The sequence below is a fragment of the Streptomyces sp. 2A115 genome, from assembly GCF_052245575.1.
Classification (GTDB): domain Bacteria; phylum Actinomycetota; class Actinomycetes; order Streptomycetales; family Streptomycetaceae; genus Streptomyces.
This window is the reverse complement of sequence record NZ_JBQQCG010000188.1, coordinates 1-4071: the sequence shown is the minus strand read 5'-3', so window position 1 is coordinate 4071 and position 4071 is coordinate 1. Positions and strand designations below refer to the sequence as shown.

Sequence of the window (4071 nt, the reverse complement as noted above, 5' to 3'; positions counted from 1 at the left end):
CCCCTGAAGGGGCGCGGCCCCGTCTTTTGGGGGCGCGGGGAACTGCGCGACCAGCCGCATACAACCCGCGGCCGAACTCAGGCCGTTCCGTCAGTCGGTCACCTCGACCTTGCCGTTGATCTCGACCGTGCCGGCGGCCGGCTTGGGCGCCGTGATACTCCGGAGGAGCTCCGCGAGGTCGACTCCCGTGGTGGAGTTGAGGAGTTCGACGCCCTGGGCGACGTTGTCGGCGACGGTGCGCGACAGTTGGCTGGCGCCGTCCGTCGAGATCACCGTCATCTTGTCGATGGCGCTGAGCGGCTCGGACGCCTTGGCGACGACCTGCGGCAGCACCTGGACGAGCATCTGGAGCACGGCCGCGTCGCCGTACTGCGCGAACGCGTCGGCCTTCTTCCGCATCGCTTCGGCCTCGGCGGAGCCCTTCGCCCCGATCGCGGCCGCCTCGGCCTCGCCCTCGATGCGCACGGCGTCGGCCAGCGCCGCACGGTGCGCCTTCTCGCCCTCACCGGTCAGCCGGGCGCGCTGAGCGTCCGCCTCGGCCTCCTTGACCTGCGCGATACGCCGGGCCTCGGCCTCCTGCTCGGCCTGGTAGCGGGCGGCGTCGGCGGGCTTGCGGATCCTGGAGTCCAGCTCGCGGTCGGTGAGCGCGGCCTGGCGCTCGGCGACCTTCTCCTGCTCGCTCAGCACATCCTGCTGCCGCGCGGCCTCGGCCAGCGGACCCGCGGCGTTCGCCCGGGCGGCCGCCTGGTCCGTCTCGGCCTTGATCTCGGCCTGCTTGAGGGCGAAGGTCCGCTGGGCGATCGCGATCTCCTCCTCCGCCTTCAGCCTGGCCTGCTCGGAGGCCCGCCGGGCGACCGCCTCGGCGATGTCGGCCTCCTGCTTGGCACGGGCGGCCTCGGGCCGGCCGAGGTCCTCCAGGTACGAGCCCTCTGTCGTGATGTCCTGGATCTGGAAGGCGTCGAGCACGAGGCCCTGACCGGACAGGCTCGCCTCGGCCTCCTCCGCCACCTGCCCGGCGAACGCGGCACGGTCACGGATGATGTCCTCCACCGACATCCGGCCGACGATGGAGCGCAGCGCGCCGGAGAGGACCTCCTGGGTGAAGCCGACGATGCCGTTCTGCTGCATCAGGAAGCGCTGGGCGGCCGCGCGGATCGAGTCCTCGGTGCCGCCGACCTTGACGATGGCAACGCCTTCGAGGTTGACCTTCACGCCGCGCAGGGTGACCGCGCCGCGAACCGCGACCGGGATGTGCCGCGAGGACAGGTCGAGGGTGAACTTCTGCTGGACGAACGGCACGACGAAGACTCCGCCGCCGACCACGACCTTCTGGCCGCTGTTGTCGGTGAAGACGCGTCCTGTCTCGGGGTCGGTGGACTGCTTGCCGCGCCGCCCGGTGACGATGAACGCCTGGCTCGGGCCCGCCACCTTGTAGCGGGTGACCACGACGAGGGCGAGCAGCACGAGGAGTACGACGACTCCGATGACGGCGATGACGACTGGACTCATGGTGAATTCCCCCCTGCCTCCCAGGGGGCGGCAGATCGGTTGCATCGGTTGGAACGGTTGGATCGGTTGGATCGGTTGGATATGCCGAACCGGCTGAACTGGCTGAACTGGCTGAACTGGCTGAACTGGCTGAACAGGCTGAGTGGAACGAAGAGTTGACGGATAGTCAGCGGGTAGGCAGGTTCAGCGCTGGACCGGTCGCACGGAGACAGAGGTCACCGAGAGCGTCGCCTCGACCCAGATCTCGGTGCCCCGCGCCACGGGCTCGGCGCTCTTGGCCGCGTACTTCACCGGCTGGCCCGCGAGATACACCAGCACCTCGCCGTAGCCCTCAGCCGGGATCGCGGTGACGACAGAACCCGAGCTGCCCACGAGGTCGGCGCCGCGCGGGGTGGAACCGGGCTCGTCCCGCATCAGGGCCCGGCTGAACCTCCAGGTCAGCCAGCCCGCCCCGGCACCCGCGCCGACACCCACCACGGTGGCGGGTCCGGCCCCCAGCCCGGTCGTGCCGAGCACGAGCGCGCCGCTGAAGCCGAGCATCGACACGAACCCGGCGATGACCGGCAGCGAGAGCAGCCCGTCGAAGAGCCCGTCCAGGACACCGGCCCCGCCGAAGAGCCCTTCGAGTACGCCGTCGAAGACCAGCGCCAGGACCAGTACGGCGATCCCCGCAATGCCCAGACCAAGAAACAGAGTCACCCGGTCCACCTCCCCCGCCTGCACCGGTTACCTCGGTTGACGGGCATTGTGTCAGGTTCGTACGCCTGTGCACATTGCCGTACACCGGCAGTATTTATGCGTTCTTGATGCCGGGTGCGACCGGACGGACAGGGCTCCCGAGAGGGTACGGACCTCCTCAGTCGCCCTTGTCCTGCTCGTCCTTCTCGTCCTCGTCGGCCTCTTCGCCCTCTGCGCCGCCCTCGTCACCATTCGGGAGCCCTGCCGGCGTTTCGACCACGGGAGGGGTCACGGGCGGCGTCGTGCTGACGGCCGGAGTAGGCGTAGGCGTGGGTGTGGGTGTGGGTGTCTGGGGCTGCTGAGGCTGGGGCTGAGTCCCCGTCCCGGGGGCGGGCGACCCGGTGGTCGCGGTGGTATCGGCGCTGTCGGTGTTATCGGTCGTCGCGGTGGTGGTCGGTGTGCCCTGTTGCCCGGTCTCCGCCGCGCTGTTGTCCGGCGAGAACAGGTTCATGCCGGCGAGCACCGCCAGCACGAAGAGCGCGGCCCCGGCGATGAGCCCGACGACCCGTGGCCGACGGCTGACCAGCGCCCGTACGCCACCACCCTGCCGCGCGGCCGCCGGACGGGCGCGGCGCGAGGGCGCGGAACGACTGGCCTGGGCGGTGGTGGGCGGCAGCCGGTACATCGTCGCGGGCCCCGTCTCGGCGGAACCGGATTCCCCCGAGTACGCGCCCACAGCGGCCGCTCCCGCCCCTCCGCCCGCCCTGTACGACGAGCCCGGTGTCGGCGCCGACGACGGCGAAGCCATCGGCAACGGCTCCGGCCGCCCTCGCCAGGCCCCCGCCCCGAACCAGTCCGCGACCTGCTGGGCCGTGGGCCGGTCCTCGGGCTGCTTGGCGAGGAGGCCGAGGAGGTAGTTCTCGAAGGCGGGCGGCACCTGGACGCCCCGCTCCCGCGGAGGTACGGGAGGCATGTCGATGTGCTGGTGGAGGGTGACCGTCGCGCTCTCGCCCTGGAACGGGGGCCGCCCGGTGAGGAGTTGGTACAGCACGCAGCCCAGCGAGTACACGTCCGACGCGGCCGAAGCCGGGCGGCCGAGGGCGCGTTCGGGGGCCAGGTAGAGGCTGGTGCCGACGATCTGCCCGGCCGTGGTGAGCGCGGAGGACGGGTCGTCGACGAAGCGGGCGATGCCGAAGTCGCCGATCTTGACGGTGCCTTGGGCGTCGGAGAGGAGGTTGCCGGGCTTGATGTCCCGGTGCACGATGCCCTCGCGGTGCGCGGCGGCCAGTCCGGCCGCCGCCTGGGCGGCGACCTGGGCCACCCGTTCCTGGCCGAGGGTGCCGGCGGCGGTCAGTTCCTGGGCGAGACTGCGGCCCTCGACGAGTTCCATGACCAGGTAGAAACGGTTGTTCCAGGCGCCGAAGTCGAACACGGCCACCACGTAGGGGTGGCTCAGCCGGGCCGCTGTCTGTGCCTCCAGCCGGAACCGCGCGGACGCCGCGCTGTCGGCCTCGTCCCCGAGCAGCAACTTGACGGCCACGGAACGGCCGAGCACCTCGTCGGTGGCCTGCCATACCTCGCCCATCCCGCCGCGGCCAATGGACGCGTCCAACCGATACCGCTCCGCCACCAGCACCCGCGAATCATCCTCAACACAGCAGTGGGCCAACACGACGACCGCGAACGGCACTTCGGCCTGCCGGCCAGGAAGCGCGAGGTGGGGGGATCCGCAGCGGGCACAGCCTACCGACCCGCATGGTTCGTCCGGTGCGGGTTGCCTCCGGCGGTTGGGCGGGTGGTTGGTTGTTTGTTTGGGTGCGGGGTGGTGGGGGCTGGGCGCGCAGTTCCCCGCGCCCCTGGGTTGGTTGTGGGGCGGGGACGTAC

General features: G+C 71.2%; 3 protein-coding genes. All 3 read right to left on the bottom strand.

From position 1 onward, the window contains the following. Nucleotides 1-90 precede the first annotated feature (90 nt). The gene (locus ACTWQR_RS55345) at nucleotides 91-1509 is read right to left on the bottom strand and encodes a flotillin family protein (RefSeq protein ID WP_443234950.1); all 1419 of its coding nucleotides are present in this window, start codon (nucleotides 1507-1509) and stop codon (nucleotides 91-93) included. Between the two features lie 183 nt (nucleotides 1510-1692). After that, nucleotides 1693-2208 (bottom strand): hypothetical protein, encoded by a 516-nt coding sequence (locus ACTWQR_RS55340; protein ID WP_443234949.1) that lies wholly within the window; start codon nucleotides 2206-2208, stop codon nucleotides 1693-1695. Nucleotides 2209-2365: 157 nt separating this feature from the next. Continuing rightward, nucleotides 2366-3772 carry a serine/threonine-protein kinase gene (locus ACTWQR_RS55335; protein WP_443234951.1) on the bottom strand — a complete coding sequence of 469 codons (1407 nt, stop codon included), beginning with the start codon at nucleotides 3770-3772 and terminating at the stop codon, nucleotides 2366-2368. Nucleotides 3773-4071 lie beyond the last annotated feature (299 nt).